Origin of the sequence: uncultured Maricaulis sp., from assembly GCF_947259345.1 — a bacterium.
GTDB lineage: Bacteria > Pseudomonadota > Alphaproteobacteria > Caulobacterales > Maricaulaceae > Maricaulis.
This window is the reverse complement of sequence record NZ_CAMYLS010000019.1, coordinates 39280-54889: the sequence shown is the minus strand read 5'-3', so window position 1 is coordinate 54889 and position 15610 is coordinate 39280. Positions and strand designations below refer to the sequence as shown.

At 63.8% G+C, this 15610-nt stretch carries 14 protein-coding genes; 6 read left to right on the top strand and 8 right to left on the bottom strand.

The window, feature by feature from the left end; genetic code table 11:
* Positions 1-3: 3 nt before the first annotated feature.
* Positions 4-375, bottom strand: coding sequence for a DNA-directed RNA polymerase subunit omega (gene rpoZ / locus Q0X62_RS08625; RefSeq protein WP_297734148.1), 372 nt, complete (start codon positions 373-375; stop codon positions 4-6).
* A 48-nt stretch (positions 376-423) separates the two neighbouring features.
* Positions 424-990 carry a 2-amino-4-hydroxy-6-hydroxymethyldihydropteridine diphosphokinase gene (gene folK / locus Q0X62_RS08620; protein ID WP_297734145.1) on the bottom strand — a complete coding sequence of 189 codons (567 nt, stop codon included), beginning with the start codon at positions 988-990 and terminating at the stop codon, positions 424-426.
* A 30-nt stretch (positions 991-1020) separates the two neighbouring features.
* Here folK and Q0X62_RS08615 point away from each other — a divergent pair, with 30 nt between their 5' ends.
* The 3 genes from Q0X62_RS08615 to Q0X62_RS08605 all read left to right on the top strand — a co-directional run bounded on the left by Q0X62_RS08615 (position 1021) and on the right by Q0X62_RS08605 (position 3576).
* Positions 1021-1560, top strand: a complete 540-nt coding sequence (locus Q0X62_RS08615; RefSeq protein WP_297734142.1) for an NYN domain-containing protein — start codon at positions 1021-1023, stop codon at positions 1558-1560.
* The gene (locus Q0X62_RS08610; RefSeq protein WP_297734139.1) at positions 1557-2219 is read left to right on the top strand and encodes a uracil-DNA glycosylase; all 663 of its coding nucleotides are present in this window, start codon (positions 1557-1559) and stop codon (positions 2217-2219) included. The genes Q0X62_RS08615 and Q0X62_RS08610 overlap by 4 nt, the downstream gene beginning before the upstream one ends.
* 349 nt (positions 2220-2568) lie before the next feature.
* On the top strand, positions 2569-3576 hold the full coding sequence (locus tag Q0X62_RS08605; RefSeq protein WP_297734136.1) for a GlxA family transcriptional regulator: 1008 nt from the start codon (positions 2569-2571) through the stop codon (positions 3574-3576).
* 4 nt (positions 3577-3580) lie between these two features.
* Here the strand turns inward: Q0X62_RS08605 and smpB are convergent, their stop codons facing one another.
* The gene (gene smpB, locus Q0X62_RS08600; protein WP_297734132.1) at positions 3581-4051 is read right to left on the bottom strand and encodes an SsrA-binding protein SmpB; all 471 of its coding nucleotides are present in this window, start codon (positions 4049-4051) and stop codon (positions 3581-3583) included.
* Positions 4052-4062: 11 nt separating this feature from the next.
* Positions 4063-4944 carry a 4-hydroxy-tetrahydrodipicolinate synthase gene (gene dapA, locus Q0X62_RS08595; RefSeq protein WP_297734128.1) on the bottom strand — a complete coding sequence of 294 codons (882 nt, stop codon included), beginning with the start codon at positions 4942-4944 and terminating at the stop codon, positions 4063-4065.
* A 145-nt stretch (positions 4945-5089) separates the two neighbouring features.
* Here dapA and Q0X62_RS08590 point away from each other — a divergent pair, with 145 nt between their 5' ends.
* The gene (locus Q0X62_RS08590; protein WP_297734125.1) at positions 5090-7150 is read left to right on the top strand and encodes a lytic transglycosylase domain-containing protein; all 2061 of its coding nucleotides are present in this window, start codon (positions 5090-5092) and stop codon (positions 7148-7150) included.
* 15 nt (positions 7151-7165) lie between these two features.
* On the opposite strand, the gene Q0X62_RS08585 is transcribed toward Q0X62_RS08590, so the two are convergent.
* From Q0X62_RS08585 to Q0X62_RS08575, 3 genes are all read right to left on the bottom strand, one after another.
* Entirely contained in the window at positions 7166-10153 is a 2988-nt protein-coding gene (locus Q0X62_RS08585) for a hypothetical protein (protein WP_297734123.1), read from the bottom strand.
* Positions 10141-10896, bottom strand: coding sequence for a hypothetical protein (locus tag Q0X62_RS08580; RefSeq protein ID WP_297734120.1), 756 nt, complete (start codon positions 10894-10896; stop codon positions 10141-10143). Before Q0X62_RS08580 ends, Q0X62_RS08585 begins: the two co-directional genes overlap by 13 nt.
* A 64-nt stretch (positions 10897-10960) precedes the next feature.
* Positions 10961-12151: a hypothetical protein gene (locus Q0X62_RS08575; protein WP_297734116.1), complete on the bottom strand. Its 1191-nt coding sequence runs from the start codon at positions 12149-12151 to the stop codon at positions 10961-10963.
* Positions 12152-12229: 78 nt separating this feature from the next.
* Here Q0X62_RS08575 and Q0X62_RS08570 point away from each other — a divergent pair, with 78 nt between their 5' ends.
* Together Q0X62_RS08570 and Q0X62_RS08565 are read left to right on the top strand one after the other, a co-directional pair.
* A complete protein-coding gene (locus Q0X62_RS08570; RefSeq protein WP_297734113.1) occupies positions 12230-13627 on the top strand; it encodes a hypothetical protein in 1398 nt (465 codons plus the stop codon).
* A complete protein-coding gene (locus Q0X62_RS08565) occupies positions 13624-15063 on the top strand; it encodes a serine hydrolase (protein ID WP_297734110.1) in 1440 nt (479 codons plus the stop codon). Before Q0X62_RS08570 ends, Q0X62_RS08565 begins: the two co-directional genes overlap by 4 nt.
* Before the next feature lie 4 nt (positions 15064-15067).
* Here Q0X62_RS08565 and Q0X62_RS08560 read toward each other — a convergent pair whose 3' ends face one another.
* Complete coding sequence (locus Q0X62_RS08560) at positions 15068-15514, bottom strand: XRE family transcriptional regulator (RefSeq protein WP_297734107.1); 447 nt, start codon at positions 15512-15514, stop codon at positions 15068-15070.
* Positions 15515-15610: the final 96 nt, after the last annotated feature.

Below are 15610 nucleotides of genomic sequence, written 5' to 3'. Positions count from 1 at the left end.
GCGTTAGAGGCGGCCGTCAGGCGCGCCGTCCCGGTCATTCTGCAGAGCCTTGAGCATTTCCGCCTCGTCCAGCTCGACCGGCGGGGCCGGCAGGGCTTCCAGCTGCGGAGAGCGCTCTTCCCGGGCGGCATCTTCCTCGTCTTCGCTCGGCAGCACGCGCTGCAGACCGTTCACGAGGCTGTCCTTGAGCGCGTCCATGTCGAGCGTCTCGTCGGCGATTTCGCGCAGGGCAACGACCGGGTTCTTGTCGTTGTCCCGATCAATCGTCAGCTCGGAACCGGCCGAAATGTTGCGGGCGCGATGCGCCGCCATCAGAACCAGACGGAAACGATTGGGAATTTTTTCAATGCAATCTTCGACGGTGACGCGAGCCATGCGCGCGATCTCCTTGAACCAGCGCTAGAGGTTTTGGAACCGCGTTACCTAATCCCCTCGCCCTGCAAAAGCAAGGCTGTCGGGTGAGAGTTTCCCGCCCTCTTGCAGTGCATATGTTGCGCTGCGATCCGCCTGCGGCAGCGCGGCGATCAAATCGTCGATGCCGCGCCCGCTCACCGGGTCGTGCCAATCCGGCGCGATCTCGGCCAGCGGCAGCAGGACAAAGGCCCGTCCGGTCGCTCTGGGATGCGGAATGACGACGCCGTCCTCCCCGTCGAGCTGTTCGCCGCGACAATCGATCAGATCGAGGTCCAGCGGCCGCGGGGCATTGCGCTCACTGCGTTCGCGGCCGAAGCGCGCTTCGAGCGTGTGCAGGACGTCGAGGATGGCGCGCGCGGTCTGGTCGGATTTCACGGCCACAACGGCATTCACGTAAGGCGGATCGGACGGATCGGGCCAGGCCGGGCTGTGCCAGTCCGATGACGCCGCAAGCACCGTTAGCCCGGCCTTGTCCATCGCGGTACGGGCCCTGGCCAGCGTCTCGCGTGGACCGGAAGAGCCCTGTGGAAGGTTGGCGCCGAGCGCGATATAGATTGGACCAGATTGAATCGACATATTCCACATCGCTATTTGAAGGTTATTGCCATGGCTTTTTATCCGGATGAACGGATCGGACTCTTCATCGACGGGGCCAATCTCTTTTCCACCACCAAGGCGCTCGATTTCGACATCGACTTCAGACGCCTTCTCGAGGAATTCCGCAAGCGGGGCAAGCTGATCCGGGCCAATTACTACACCGCCCTGCTCGAGCATGAAGACTATAATCCCTTGCGTCCGCTGGTCGACTGGCTCGACTATAACGGCTTCTCGGTGATCACGAAGCCGGCCAAGGAATATACCGACGAGCATGGGCGCCGCCGGATCAAGGGCGACATGGATATCGAGCTCGCTGTCGACCTGCTCGAAGCCGCGACCTATCTCGATCACATCATCCTCTTTTCCGGCGATGGCGATTTCCGCTACGCACTCGCTGCGGCCCGCGCCAAGGGGGCCCGCATCTCGGTCGTCTCATCGCTCAAGACCAACCCGTCCATGATCTCCGACGATCTGCGCCGCGAGGCGGACGCGTTCATCGAACTGGACGACCTCAAGGCCATGATCGGCCGCAATGGGGGCGGTGCGTGAGCCAGGCCTACCCGCCCGAAGCACCGCTGGACTGTCCGCTCTGCCCGCGCCTGGTCGCCTTTCGCGAGGCGATCGCCGCGGATCATCCCGACTGGCACAATGCGCCGGTGGACTCCTTCGGCTCCGATCAGGCCCGTCTGTTGATCATCGGGCTGGCGCCCGGCCTGCGCGGTGCCAACCGGACCGGTCGTCCCTTTACCGGCGACTGGGCGGGTGATCTCCTCTACGCGACGCTCGACCGCTTCGGTTTCTCACGCGGCCGCTATGGCAGCCATGCCGATGACGGCGTCGAGCTCGTTGATGCCATGATCACAAATGCCGTGCGGTGCGTTCCGCCGGAGAACAAGCCGGTCGGGGCCGAGGCCAATACCTGTCGGCCCTTCCTGACCAGCCGGATCGCCGCCATGCCTAGGCTGCGAGCCGTCCTCTGCCTCGGCAAGATTTCGCACGACAATACATTGCGCGCATTGGGCCTGCCGCTGAAGACCGCCAAGTTCGGGCATGCTGCAACCGCGGACCTCGCCGGACCGAACGGCCCCATCCGGCTTTTCGACAGCTATCACTGCTCGCGCTACAACACGAATACGGGCCGCCTGACCGAAGCCATGTTCGACGCCGTCTTCGCCGACATCCGCGACTGGCTTGCTACCAACCCCTGAAATCCTGCCGACTGTTTATAGTTAATGGGAAGGCGCCTGACAGGCGAATATCCGGCACTCTGCACGCATCAGAGTTGCCACTTGCTGGCAGGATTTCTGGGCGAACAGGCCCGACAGGACTCGAAGACACGCATCGCCGCCTCGCCGGAGAAGCGGCAAGCAGGAATGCAGAATCCGCCCACCGCTCCACGGTATCGTGTCAGGGAATCCGCCGCGACTGGCCTGCCCGAGGCGGGGCAGGTCTCTTTGAGGACATTATCCAGCGCTAGCGTCATGGCATTAACCCTGTTTCTGCGTTCTTGCGGGTTCCCGCTGGATATCTCGCCTGATCAATGGCATGAATAACCACATGCTCCCTTTTTCTGCCAAGCCCGATCAAACCGAACGCTGTGTCGCCTTTGTCACCTATCCGGGTGTGAAGCTGCTCGACATTACCGGCCCGCTCCAGGTGTTCGAGGATGCCAATAATTTTCTCGGACGCACCGCCTATTCGACGCCAATCGCGTCTTACTATGGCGGTCCAATCGAGACCGATGCCGGCGTGCTGCTGAATACGCGCCGCCTGGCCGGGATCGGCCTCGACGAAGAGGACACGCTGATGATCGCCGGCGGCAACGGAGTCTTTCCCGCCTGCCGTGATTTGCGCCTGGTCCAGGCGATCCAGAAAGCTGCGGAGAAAGCCGGGCGCATATCTTCCACCTGCACCGGCGCCTTCCTGCTCGGAGCGACCGGTCTGTTGTCCGGGAGGCGTGCCGTCACCCATTGGCGTTATTGCGACCAGCTCGCGGAAGACTGTCCGGAAACCGAAGTGGATGCGGATCCGATTTTCATCGAGGATGGGCGCATCTGGACCTCTGCCGGCGTGACGGCTGGAATTGACCTCGCCCTGGCCATGGTCGAGCGCGATCACGGGCGCGACCTGGCGCTTGATCTGGCCCGTTCGCTCCTGGTCTACGTCAAACGCCCGGGCGGACAGTCACAATTCTCCGAAGCCCTGCGACAGCAAAAGCGCTCGGCCACTGGTCGTTTCGACGCCCTGCATTTCTGGATGAAGGAGAATCTCACCGCTGACCTTAAAGTCGAGGCCCTGGCCGAACGGTCCGGCATGAGCCCACGCAATTTTGCCCGAATCTACACCGAGGACACTGGCATGACACCGGCCCGTGCCGTCGAGCAATTTCGGGTCGATGCCGCCCGCGCCATGCTGGAAAACCCCAATGTCTCGATCAAGACCGTCGCGGGCCAGACCGGTTTCGGCAATGACGAGCGCATGCGGCGCTCCTTCGCACGCCTGCTGGGCGTGACGCCGCAAGCCTATCGCGAGCGTTTTGCCGTCGAAATGGCTGACAGCCTCTGACCGCCTAGCCGTAATTCTTCATCAGGCGCGATTTCTGCTTGTTCCACTCGCGGTCCTTGATCGTCTGGCGCTTGTCGATGTTCTTCTTGCCCGTCGCCAGGCCGATCTGGAGCTTGGCTAGACCACGTCCGTTGAAATAAAGGCGCAGGGCGACAATCGTCCGCCCCTGCTGTGTCGCGGCGCCGGAGAGCTTGGCAATTTCCTTCTTCTTCAACAGGAGTTTGCGGTGACGCCGCGGCTCGTGATTGAAGCGATTGGCCGGGCCATAGGGCGGAATATCGGCATTGATCAGCCACAAGCCCTCACGTTCCGGGCTGACATAGCTCTCGGCAATATTGGCGCGGCCTTCGCGCAGGGATTTGACTTCCGAGCCCATCAGCATCAGGCCGGCTTCGAACGTCTCCTCGATCTCGTAGTCATAACGGGCGCGCCGATTGACCGCGACGGCTCCGAATTCGGTCTTGGGTTTGCTCATGGCGCTTTCTATCAGGCCTGATCCAGCAGGCCGGCATGGACGAGTGCCGCTCGCACCGCAGCATTCGACGCTTCATTCGGCTCGGTCAGCGGCAGACGCAATTCGGTGTTCATGACACCCAGAACCGACATCGCATACTTGGTCGGCCCGGGGCTGGACGAGGTGAACAGGGCGTTGTGCAGTGGCATCAGACGATCATTCAGCGCCCGCGCCGTATCCCAGTCCCCGGACAATGTGGCGTCCTGGAATTGTGCGCACAAGGCCGGTGCGACATTTGACGTCACCGAGATCGCGCCGACACCGCCCGTCGCGTTGAAGCCGAGCGCCGAGGGGTCATCACCGGACAATTGCACGAATTCACCGTCGATCAGGAGACGGTGCCGGGAAACACGCGCCATATCGCCGGTCGCGTCCTTGATGCCCACAACACGCTCCAGCATCGCGATCCGCGCGACTGTCTCGGCATCGATATCGACGACGGTCCGGCCCGGCACGTTATAGACAATGATCGGCAATTCGACCGCGTCATGAATGGCCTTGAAATGCCGGTAGAGACCTTCCGGGTTCGGCTTGTTGTAATAGGGGGCAACCACAAGCCCGGCATCAACGCCCAATTCCAGGGCGCGCTGCTGGTTCTCGATCGCGACAGCCGTATTGTTCGAACCGGTGCCAGCAATGACCGGCACGCGCCCCTTCGCGGTATCGGCGACGATCTCGACCACGCGCATATGTTCGGCAAAGGTCAGGGTCGCGCTTTCGCCCGTCGTTCCGCACGGCACGAGTCCATGCGTACCGGCCGCAATCTGACGCTCGGTCAGGGCGATGACAGCCTCTTCGTCAACGGCCCCGTTCTTGAATGGGGTGACGAGTGCAGTGATGGACCCTTTGAACATGTTTCATTCCCGGATACGGCCAAATCAGCGCGCGACCATATCGACCGCGCCGGTCACGGCCAAGTGTTCTTGTCAAGTCTGGACAGGCCCGCGGATTTGCTGTGATGATGGGCGTCCCAGTCGATCCAAGAGTGTCCCGTTTGCCATGATCGCACGCTGCCTCGCCGCACTTGTGTTCCTTGCTGTTTCCGTTCCCGCGGACGCGCAGGTTCCGACACCGCGCATCCGACCGGAACCGCTCAATTTTTCCCAATACCTCTCCGACGCCGATTTCCAGCGCTTCCGCGAGGGACTCGATGCCGCGGATGATGAGGAATGGGACCGCGTGCGCGCGCTCCGCCTCGAGCTAACCGATACTGCCGCGCGCGACATCCTGTTGTGGCGGATTGCTCTCAATGATGCCCGGGCCACTTTCCTCGAGCTCGACCTTGCCCTGAGCGAGCTGGATAATTGGCCACGCGACAGCTTCATCCGCTCGGAAGCAGAGTCGAAGATTGACAGCTCCGGACTGACAGCGCCCTTTATTGTCAATTGGTTCGAGGAAAACCCGCCGACCACCGGGCGCGGACGGGTCAGCTTTGGCGAAGCGCTCATCGCTGTCGGCCGGACCACTGAAGGCGAGGAATTGCTGCGCGAGACCTGGCGCTCCGGCCGCCTCGCCTCCTCGGTTCAGAGTGACACCTATCAGCGCCACAGTGACCTTTTCACCGAAGACGACCACATGGCCCGGATCGATTACCTGATCTGGTCCAATCAGCGCTCCCTCGCGCGCCGCGTCCTGCCACTCCTGAGCGGCAATAATCGCAATCTCGCCGATGCCCGCCTGCGCCTTGCCGGCCGCCAGAGCGGCGTCGACCGGGCGGTCAACCGCATTCCCGCCAGCCTCTCCAATGATCCAGGTCTTGTCTTCGAAAGGGCGCGCTGGCGCCGCCGGTCCGGATTGCGTGACAGCACCCTGCCCTTGCTGCTGCAATTGCCGGACAGCCACACGGATGTGACGGCGCTGGAATTGATGTGGACCGAACGCAAGCTGATGATCCTGACCCTGATCCGGGACCAGGAGTATGACACCGCCTACCAGCTCGCCCGCGCCCACGGCATGTCCCGCGGAGCTGATTTCGCGGATGCGGAATTCATGGCTGGCTGGCTCGCCCTGGTCCATCTTGATCGAGCTGAAGAGGCGCTCGCCCATTTTACGCGCCTGCACCAGAACGTTTCGACGCCGGTGAGCCAGTCTCGGGGAGCCTATTGGATGGCGCGCGCGCTGGACGCTCTGGGGCGCCCGGAAGAAGCCGCCGTCAGCTATGCAGAGGCGGGTCAGCACTCCACGGCCTATTATGGCCAGCTCGCCCTCACCCAGCTGCCGGGTGCGTCCGGTCAACTTGCCCTGGAGCGCGATCCCGAGCCGACCGAAGAGGTCATTGTCCGTTTCGAGGCCCGCCCGCTCGTCCGCGCCATGCGCCTGCTTGCCGAGCAGGACGAGGAATATTACTTCCGCCTGTTCAGCTACCGGCTCGACGATCAGCTGACCGATCCGCAGGAAGCGGTCCTGCTGTCGCGCCTGGCCAGCAATTACCTCTTCCTGCGTCAATCCGTGCGCGCCGCCAAGGCGGCTCGCCTGCGCGGTATCATCCTGCCGCAAAGCGCCTATCCGACGATCACCCTGCCACCGCAGACCAATGTCCGCGCCCAGCGTCCCGAAGATGCCCTCGTGCACTCCATCATCCGCCAGGAAACCGAGTTCGGACAGCACGCCGTCTCCGGCGCCGGCGCTCGCGGCATGATGCAGTTGATGCCCGCCACGGCCCGTGCGACCGCCCGTGATCTGGGCGAGCCATACCGTTTCAACTGGCTGACCGATGATCTCGACTACAACCTTCTTCTGGCCATGCACCATCTGGCCGAAGTTGTGGACGACTATGACGGCTCTTATGTGATTGCGCTGGCGGCCTACAATGCCGGCGCCCATCGCGCCAATCGGTGGATCCGGGATTATGGCGACCCGCGTGACCCGGACGTCGATCCGGTCGACTGGGTGGAAAGCATTCCCTTCTCGGAGACCCGCAATTACGTCCAGCGGGTGATGGAGAATCTGCAGGTCTACCGCTCGCGCCTGAATGACGATGCGGCCGTACCGCTTCTCATCGAGGACGATATGCTGCGGGGCACGGCGCCGGTGCGCGTCGTCGTCGATCCGCAGCAGTAAGTTTCATCCCGCCAGTCAGTCGTAAATGACGTGCTTGAGCGCGTCGCTGATCGGATCGCCAATTCCGCTGAGTTCAATCAGGACCCCAGCCTCCGTATTGACGAGGGTTTCGGTAAACGCCGGCAGCGTACCGCCGGCAATTCCCTTGACCGCATCTGTCGCGCGATCCCCCATCGCACCCGTGACATAGCCCTTGCCGAAGGCGGCAAAATACTCGGCATAAATATCGCTCGGATCGATCTGACACCCTTCCGCCGCCGCGGCCTCGGCATTCGCGTCCAGCTCACCGGTCTCCATCGCGTCCGTGACAAAGCCAAGCATGACCGTCGAGTAGCACCAAAGCCGCAGATTGGTGTCGAGAATCCCCACAATACCACCCAACTGGGCCCCACTCACGCCCAGCGGAGACCCGACACCACTGGCTGTTATCCCCAGCACCGTCAGCATGCGCCGGATACGCGCGAATTCATCGATTGCCTGCCGCGCTCGCGCGCCCTTCACTTCAGGCGCGAAAAAGCGGGCCTCAAGCGCGCCATTTCGATCGATCAACCAGCCGGCCTGTCCGTCCGGTGTCGCCAGCAGGCTGCCCCCGCGCTCTGACAGGACGCGCGCAATATTGGCCGGCCATTCGGCCGGCAGGGCTGTATCCGGGTCAATCATCACCAGATCTGCCGCACTTTCCATCAATGCATTAACGCCGTCGCCGTCCAACACCTCCGCCTCCGCAACGGCCAGGGCCAGACCGAGACGCGGCGAGATCCGGCCATCCGCATGACGCGCATGCCCGTCGTGTAGAACATCGAGCCTGCGCACGAGATCTGCCGTCTCCGCGTCAATGATATCCACGACCGCAGCGCGCAGCGTGACGAGCGGCTCACGCCGCACGGCGCGCTCACCCAACAGATAATCCACCTGCCCGATCAGACCATTGCTGGTGGCCAGACCGTCGAGGCTTGGCCCGACCGGGCTCGGCAGGGTCTCCGCCGTGCCTGACTCGCGCGCAAGGCGGGTTTCGAGCTCGAGCCGCCACTCCGCGAAATAGCGGCGATAGAGCGCTTCGGGCGCGAACTGGCCTCCCGCGAGGAAGATCGCGCGACTGCCCAGTAGCTCGTCCTGGCTTCCATCGCGCCCCAGTTCAATCAGGGTGCGCCGCCCGCCGAGGGACTGCGCGCCCCGTCTGACCTGCAATTCCAACCGCGCCGCTGACGCCGCGCCGGTTTCCGGAACCGCGTACTCGCCGCTGACCGCCAGATCACCTTCACCGAGGGCGAGCGTCATGCTTTGCGTGTCCCCGGCGGTGGCGAAGGGAGCGGTGTAGCGGATCTCCAGCTGGGTCCCGAGGGCCCGGCGGATCGAAGCAATGGTCGCATCGGGATGGCTGTCCTCGGGCAAGGCCCAGACCCGATCAAACACGCCCTGGAAACGTGCGGTCTGCGTCTCCGGCACTACGCCGAAGACGCGGCCCGGAAGGGTCGCAATGGCAGACTGAACGGCGGCGAAGTCGGCGCCCAGCTCGCCATCGGTCATGACGAGGAAAACAGAATCCCCACGCGCCACTTCGGCAGCCATTTCCAGCGCCGCGGCGAGATTGTCGCCTTCGCGAACAATCAGGCCGGAATTATAGGCCAGTACCGCATCCCGACGCTGGAAATAGAGTTGATCACCGGCTGCGAGCTGCGGCTCTCCGGCTGCGGAAATTGCGACAAACCGATCCATGCGCCCCATGGCCTCCACCAGGCCTCGCCCGAGCAGACCGGCTGAGAAAAGATTTCCCTCGTCGATCATGGACGGAGAAACATCGGTGATGAAGACGATGCGCGGCGAGCTTTGTGGCTGCGCCGTGATGCGGGGAGTGAGGGCTTGGCCCTCAACTTCAAGGCCAAGATGAGGAGCATACCACCGCGCACCCGCCGGCGTATCGGTCTGAAGGGTCAGACCGACCTCCGGCCAGTCCGCGGTATCGATCCCCGCCAGCGTAACCTGCGTGACCGCGGGCGCCGGCGGCAAGCCCGACGCGAGACTCGTTGGCCCATCGGCGGCCAGCGGCAGGATATTCCCGCCAGAGCTGAAAGCGCGCCCGGCAACCGGATCGCCCGCGCCAGCGATCACCGGCCGCCAGGCCGGGACGTCCAGCTCACCCGGCGCGCTGGTCAGGAAGGCCTGCAGCTGAGCGGCCGGCAGAAAACGCAGAACCGGCTCCTCCGACATGCTTCCGCGCCAGTCAAGCACACGCTCACGCCCGCCACCGGGTGTCACGAGGTCCACGGCAATCTCTGTCGCGGTCAATCCAGGATCCCGCCAGGCCGAGGCGTCATCCGGACGGTCGAGACCCGGAAAAACAGGATCGGCAACCTGCCAGGCGCCGTCTTGCAAAAACTCCACCCAGACCCAGGCCTGGCCTGGCCCCTGCCATGTGTCGGACGGATCAAGGCGGAGATGGCCGGCGAGGCGCTCTTCCGACCGCTCAAACGCCGCGCGCAATTCCGCCGGGACCGCACTGGCCTGAGCGAGCACAGCCTGGCGGGCGGCCGCCTCATCAACACCAAGCGCTTCATAGAGCGCGGTCAGACTGTCGCGTCGATCTGTCTCGACCGTGCCAATGACCGGGTCTGCATCGGGCCAACCAGCGCCGCGCATACGCACAGGCAATCCCTGCGATTCCAGCAGAGCTGCCAACAACACGGCCTGATCGGCCGCGTTCGCGCCGCGCAGAATCATTACATCATCCGGTGAAAGTCCGCGGCCCTCATACTGTTGCAGCCAGACCCGGTCGCGCACAAAAGCCAGACTGGCCTCCGGCGTGGCCAGGACAGGAGCCGCCTCGGCCACGCTCAACCCCGGCGCGGCATAATCCGCTTCGGCGGCCTGCAGGAGTCCCAGCAAGTCGAGCTGCCGGTCGCGCGCGCCATCATTGCCCATCAAAATCCAGAGGAGCACGGCGAGCAGTACCAAGGCCGCGATACCGGCGCGCAAGGATGTGACGTGTCGGGTCAATCCATCCATGATCGAACGCCCGCAGTTTCGCGGACATAGCTGTCCGTCACGGTGTTGATGTAGCTCGTCTCGCAACGGGTGGAGAGATTGTTGCGGATGCGGGCTCCGTCGATCCGGACCTGCCCGCTTTCGCTGAAGCCAAAATGAACCGAGTGCACCGGAAACGGCGCCTCCCATTGGTCCGGGCAAGTGTCTCTCATGCGTTCTGGATACCGAATGATCGCAAGCAGGTCGACGCGATCTGGCGAGACCTGTCCGATCAGCCACTCATCACCGAACATATAGCCCCAGACCGCGTAGTAATCATTCTCCGGGTCGACATGGGTAAAGCGCATCTCGAGCGCGCCGCCGCGCTGTTCATGATAAGCAATCAGCTGGAAGCTGCCCGACATTTCCCATCGCCCCGACAGGTCCGTGAAGCGCAATCCGCAGGGGTCGAAGATCTCTATGCCGGACTCACCGACATCCGGGTCGCGGACGTTCAGCGGTGGTCCATAGGTTCCGAAGGGACAGGGACGTTCCGTGGCGGGCTCGATCGGGCCGGCAGCCCGGATCGCGGCCAGCAGGGCCAACTCGGCGTCGGTCAGCGAAGCGCCTTCGGGCTCGTCGATGGCAGGATTGGCGGCCTCGTCTGAGCGCGCATCCGGCTCGGTCGCTTCCTCGGGCGGCTGGGCAGATACGGCCGGGACGGCGCCCTGAATGACCAGTGCGACCGCGAACCACAAGGCATAGCATGGTCTGGAACCCGGCATGCAACCTCCCCATTTCGGCTCAAAGGTTAACGCGCGGGACCGGTTCCGGCAATCAATCCGACGATCAGGGTCGGTCTGCGCCTTGCGATGCAACCTCGCGCTCCCTCTCCAGCGCGGCCAGGTCGCGGGCCAGAAATGCAAGTGACTGCTCAGCCCTCAGAAGGTGTTCACGCGCCTGGTCCAGCTCCCCACCGACCCAGAGCGCCATACCCATGGCGCGCTCAGACCCCGCATCCAACGGCGCAAGGCGAAAGGCTGTTTCGGCATGACGCCGAGCCTGATCCGCGAGGGCGCCATCCCCCTCGCCCATCCGGCTCAACCGGGCCAGCACCAGCGCCAGGCGCGCATGCGCCGCCGCGAAGTCCGGTTCCGCCGCGATCGCCAAGTCCAGTTTCTCCCAGGCGACCAGGAGGCCCGCTTCGTGCCCGAAGGCCATGGCACTGAGCGCCTCAAGATACAGTTCTCGCGCGTCTTCGGACAGCGCCATTCCGGCGAGAATCTGGTCAGGATAGGCGGCGGCCAGACGGTCTTGCATGCGCACGACGAAATGCGCTGCAATACGGTCACTGACATCCAGATCTGCAGTGGACGGGAAATCATAGAGCTCGGAAGCGATCAGGCGACCGTCGCGGCGGTCGGTCAGGCGCAGACGTATCCGGCGCGTCTCACCGTGCCCTTCAAGGGTCAGATCCAGGCGCACGCGCCCGGCAGACGGCGCCGCTTCGACAACATCAATCCCCTGGAGCGCGGCGAATTGGGCGGCCACACTCTCCGCCAGCACCTCGGTCGCCGGCTCGCCTGCCGCATAGCTGACGATCAGCGCTGCAGGCGCCGAGCGCGGCCAAAGCATCAGGAGCGCCACAACGAACACCATCACCGTTGCGCCCAGAACCAGACCCAGTCGCCGGTAATCCGGCCGCGACTGTTCATCCGCTGACGCAAACAGGACCGGCACATCAAGTCGGTACCCGCGATGCCGGTCAGAGGGCACAGGATCGCCGGCAAGGCCGGCCTGTCGCAGACTCTCACGAAGCAGGCGCGCGCGCTGTTTGATGGTATCCGGTCCAATCTGAACCTCGCCCCAAACCTCAGCATGCAGTCTGTCGACAGCCACACTATCCGGCGCAGCCGCGGCCAGGGTCACGAGGAATCGATAGCTGAGATCCGACAATTCGAGTGCCTGACCTGACAGGCTGACCTGTCGTCGCGCGCGGTCAATCCGCAGTTCCTGGACAGCCTCTCGCCCTGTCTTCACCGATCTTCACTCCACTTCACGTGCATCGCGACATGCCAAGCCTAGCCTGAGCCGACCTAGCCATCCCGGAGTTTTGACATGTCTTCTACCAAATGGGGATGCCGGGTCGCTGAAGCGACCTTCATCCTGCTCTTGCTCTGCCTCGTCGCGACCGTTCCGGCCCGTGGTCAAAGCGTAAGCGACCGGCACCCGGATGCAGTCCATCTCGCATGGTTCAGCACCCTGCCCTTTCGGGAAACACCCTTTGCTGATCTCGTCGGCCTCCACCCGATGACAGCCGAAGCCGCCCGCGAGCGCAATCATTACCGATTTGAATACGATGCCGAAGGCCGCCCGGTCCGGGTCAGCTTCCGGCTCGGTGAGCGGATCCGTGATCTCAACACAACGGCGAACTACTATTTCGAGGCGCCCAGGATCGATATCGACTACGCAGACGGACGGGAAACCCGCCATTATTTTGATCGCCACGGCAACCGCATCGCCGTCAATGGCAGTGTCTTTGAAGCCGTTTTCAGCCTCGACAGCCGCGGCTACCGCCAGAGTCTGCGCTTTCGCGCGATCGACGACGCGCCGACCGAGACCCATTGGGGTGTCGGCCTCTATGAATGGACGATAGCGCCAGACGGCACAGTGCACGAACACCGCGAAGGTCTGGATGGTCAACCGGCGCCTCTCCGGCGCGGCTTCCCCTTCCACGACATCCGGCTTCATTACGGACCGGGCGGTTATCTCGCCTTGATGGAGAATTACGGCGATGGCGATCGCCTGACCCTGAATGAACTCAATGCCGCTCAGGACCGCCTTGAATTTGCTGCCAATGGCGATATGCGCGCCTGGAACGTGCTTGATGAGACCGGCGCTCGCGCTGTCGGCAATGGACCCGGCGTCGCCCGCGGGCAGATCGGTTATGATGCAAACGGCCTACAAATCTCCCAGCATCACCAGGACGCCGCTGGTCGGCCCATGGTCTCCGACTATGGCTGGGGCGTGACACGGAGTGAGCATGACCGCTTCGGCAATGTGATCCGGCGCAGCAACTTTGCCCTCGATGGTGCCACACCGCTCGACAATCCCCGAAATGGCTACAGCTATTACACCTATCAATGGTCCGAGAACGGGCTCCACCAAACGGGCCTTGCGCTCTTTCACGCAGATGGGCGCCCGGCCCTGCACCCGCGTGGTGGCTTTGCAGAGCGGCGCCGCGACCATGATGCCTACGGCCGGTTGATTGAAGAGCGCTTCTTTGACCCCGACGGCCTGCCCACTGATCGGAGCGACAGCGGGGCGCACCGTATCGAGCACGCCTATGATGCTCGAGGTCGACGGGTCGTAACGCGCCTCTTCGACGCCGCCGGCTCACCTGTCGCGCATCGAAGCGACGGGTGGCATGCGCGCCATTTCAGCTATCACGGCCTGAGCGGCGTGGTGGACCGGGTGACCGACGAGGGTGTCGACATGGAAGGACGCCAGCCATGACCGCCCTGACAGCCGCTCTCGCCCTTGCCAGCCTGCAAGCCGCCAGTCTGGCCCCCGAACAGACCGCATGGTCGGAACAAACCGCGCAGGCCGCCCTTGATGCCGTTCGGGAGGTCAGCGGTGTGCCCGGCCTGTCCCTGGCCATCGCGATAGCGCCGGACCAGGGTCTCACTCTGACCAGTGGCCTGTCTGACATCGCGCAAGCCCGCCCCGTCACACCGGCCACCCAGTTCCGGCTGGCGAGTGTATCGAAACTCTATCTCGCCTCCCTTGCCGCGCGCCTGCACCAGGAGGGGCGTTTCGATCTCGACGCACCGGCATCTGACTTTCTGCCTGACCTGTCGCCCCGACTGGGCCGCGTCACGGGCCGCCAGCTGGCCGCGCATATCTCCGGGGTGGGTCACTATACCGAGGCGGATCGCTGGCCGGATCTCTACACCCGGCACTATGATACTGCGATCGAGGCGCTGGCCATCTTCGCGGATCGCCCCCTGCTCGCCGAGCCGGGGACGCGCTATCACTATTCAAGTTTCGGCTACACCTTGTTGACGGCGGTGATCGAAGCCGCCACGGGCCGGGTCTATCCGGACCTGCTCGCCACCGAGATCCTGCAGCCCTTTGGCCTGCCGGAAACCGGTCCCGATGATTTGGCGCACCGGCCTGAGAGCATGACCACGCTTCACACATTGACGGATGGAGTCGCGCGCCCGGCCCCGGTTCGCGATTACAGCTATAGCTGGGGCGGTGCCGGGATGCGGGCGAGCGCAGGTGATGTCGCCCGCTTCGGGCTCGGCCATCTCGATCCGGCGCTGACCCCACCGGAGACCTGGGACACGCTGCAGGCGACGACCCGGCTTGTGGACGGACAAGTCGTCAGTGATCGCGGCTACAGAGTGGGCCTGGGCTGGCGGCGCATGACCGACCCGCTGTCCCGCGAAGTCGCCTTCCACACAGGCGTAATTGTCGGAGGGCGCTCCGCCCTCCTTGTCTATCCCGAGGAGTCCATTGCTGTTGCGCTTCTGGCGAATTCGGGCTGGGTCGCCCAGATCGACCGGACAGCCGCCCTGCTCGCTGCGCCCGTCCTTGAAACACGCCCGCTCGACAGCCGCGCAGGCTGTCCGGAGACGGACCTGCCATTGGCGGGTTACTTTGATGGTCAAGCGATGACCGCCAGGCTGATCCTGAATGAGCGCGACGGACTGTGCCTGGGTACGCTCGAGCTGGATGGCGGGCTGGAAGTCTGGCTCGCCGGTTTTAACCCGGCGAGCCGTCCCTACCCGCTTTTTGCGTTATCGTCTCAGGCCGGTCATTCGGTCTGGCTGCTGGCGACCCCGGTCGGACTAGCGGACATCCATATGGAGATGATGGAAACCGGCCCACGACTGACAGCGTCATGGGGGGCACGAGCGCTGACGCTGTCAGCCGCGCCGCAATGACTGTCTAGAACTGCTCGGAATAATGCGTGACCACATGGATGATCACGACGGTGGCGGCGTGGGCGACGATGCCGACTGTCCACCAGATCGCGGGCCATGCCATTTCGCCGACATTGCCGATGCCCAGACCGATGCCGATGAACACCACCATGCCGAGCACATAGCTGGCCAGGTGGATCCAGAAGGACAGGAGGATGCCGGCCCGGGCACGCCGGTTTTTTGCCCGGAGCCGGTCGCTCACTTCGGTTTCCGGATCGATGCACAGTGCCATGGTGTCGACATTGAAGGCGGCCGCCAGGGCCATCAGCGTTTCGCGTGATCCGGCTTCGCCATTCTCGATGCGCTGGATCGTGCGCAAGCCGATACCGGCCAGGTCTGCAAGGTGTTCCTGCGACCACTGACGTTCCTCGCGCCAGCGTTTGATTTTCGGGGCGTCGACCTTGAAGCTCATCTTCTTCTCCTGCCTGTTGGGTCCGGTCGGTGGCCACCCCCTCACGGGCCGGCCTGCCGTCCGCGTCCAAACAGCTCTTCTGCGCTCGTCGCGCCA

What these genes read in the sequence shown, in the direction of transcription:
- rpoZ (WP_297734148.1), bottom strand. Translation starts at nt 375, where the DNA reads ATGGCTCGCGTCACCGTCGAAGATTGCATTGAAAAAATTCCCAATCGT.
- Q0X62_RS08590 (WP_297734125.1), top strand. Translation starts at nt 5,090, where the DNA reads ATGATCGCACGCTGCCTCGCCGCACTTGTGTTCCTTGCTGTTTCCGTT.
- Q0X62_RS08560 (WP_297734107.1), bottom strand. Translation starts at nt 15,514, where the DNA reads ATGAGCTTCAAGGTCGACGCCCCGAAAATCAAACGCTGGCGCGAGGAA.
- folK (WP_297734145.1), bottom strand. Translation starts at nt 990, where the DNA reads ATGTCGATTCAATCTGGTCCAATCTATATCGCGCTCGGCGCCAACCTT.
- Q0X62_RS08580 (WP_297734120.1), bottom strand. Translation starts at nt 10,896, where the DNA reads ATGCCGGGTTCCAGACCATGCTATGCCTTGTGGTTCGCGGTCGCACTG.
- smpB (WP_297734132.1), bottom strand. Translation starts at nt 4,051, where the DNA reads ATGAGCAAACCCAAGACCGAATTCGGAGCCGTCGCGGTCAATCGGCGC.
- dapA (WP_297734128.1), bottom strand. Translation starts at nt 4,944, where the DNA reads ATGTTCAAAGGGTCCATCACTGCACTCGTCACCCCATTCAAGAACGGG.
- Q0X62_RS08585 (WP_297734123.1), bottom strand. Translation starts at nt 10,153, where the DNA reads ATGGATGGATTGACCCGACACGTCACATCCTTGCGCGCCGGTATCGCG.
- Q0X62_RS08605 (WP_297734136.1), top strand. Translation starts at nt 2,569, where the DNA reads ATGCTCCCTTTTTCTGCCAAGCCCGATCAAACCGAACGCTGTGTCGCC.
- Q0X62_RS08615 (WP_297734142.1), top strand. Translation starts at nt 1,021, where the DNA reads ATGGCTTTTTATCCGGATGAACGGATCGGACTCTTCATCGACGGGGCC.
- Q0X62_RS08565 (WP_297734110.1), top strand. Translation starts at nt 13,624, where the DNA reads ATGACCGCCCTGACAGCCGCTCTCGCCCTTGCCAGCCTGCAAGCCGCC.
- Q0X62_RS08570 (WP_297734113.1), top strand. Translation starts at nt 12,230, where the DNA reads ATGTCTTCTACCAAATGGGGATGCCGGGTCGCTGAAGCGACCTTCATC.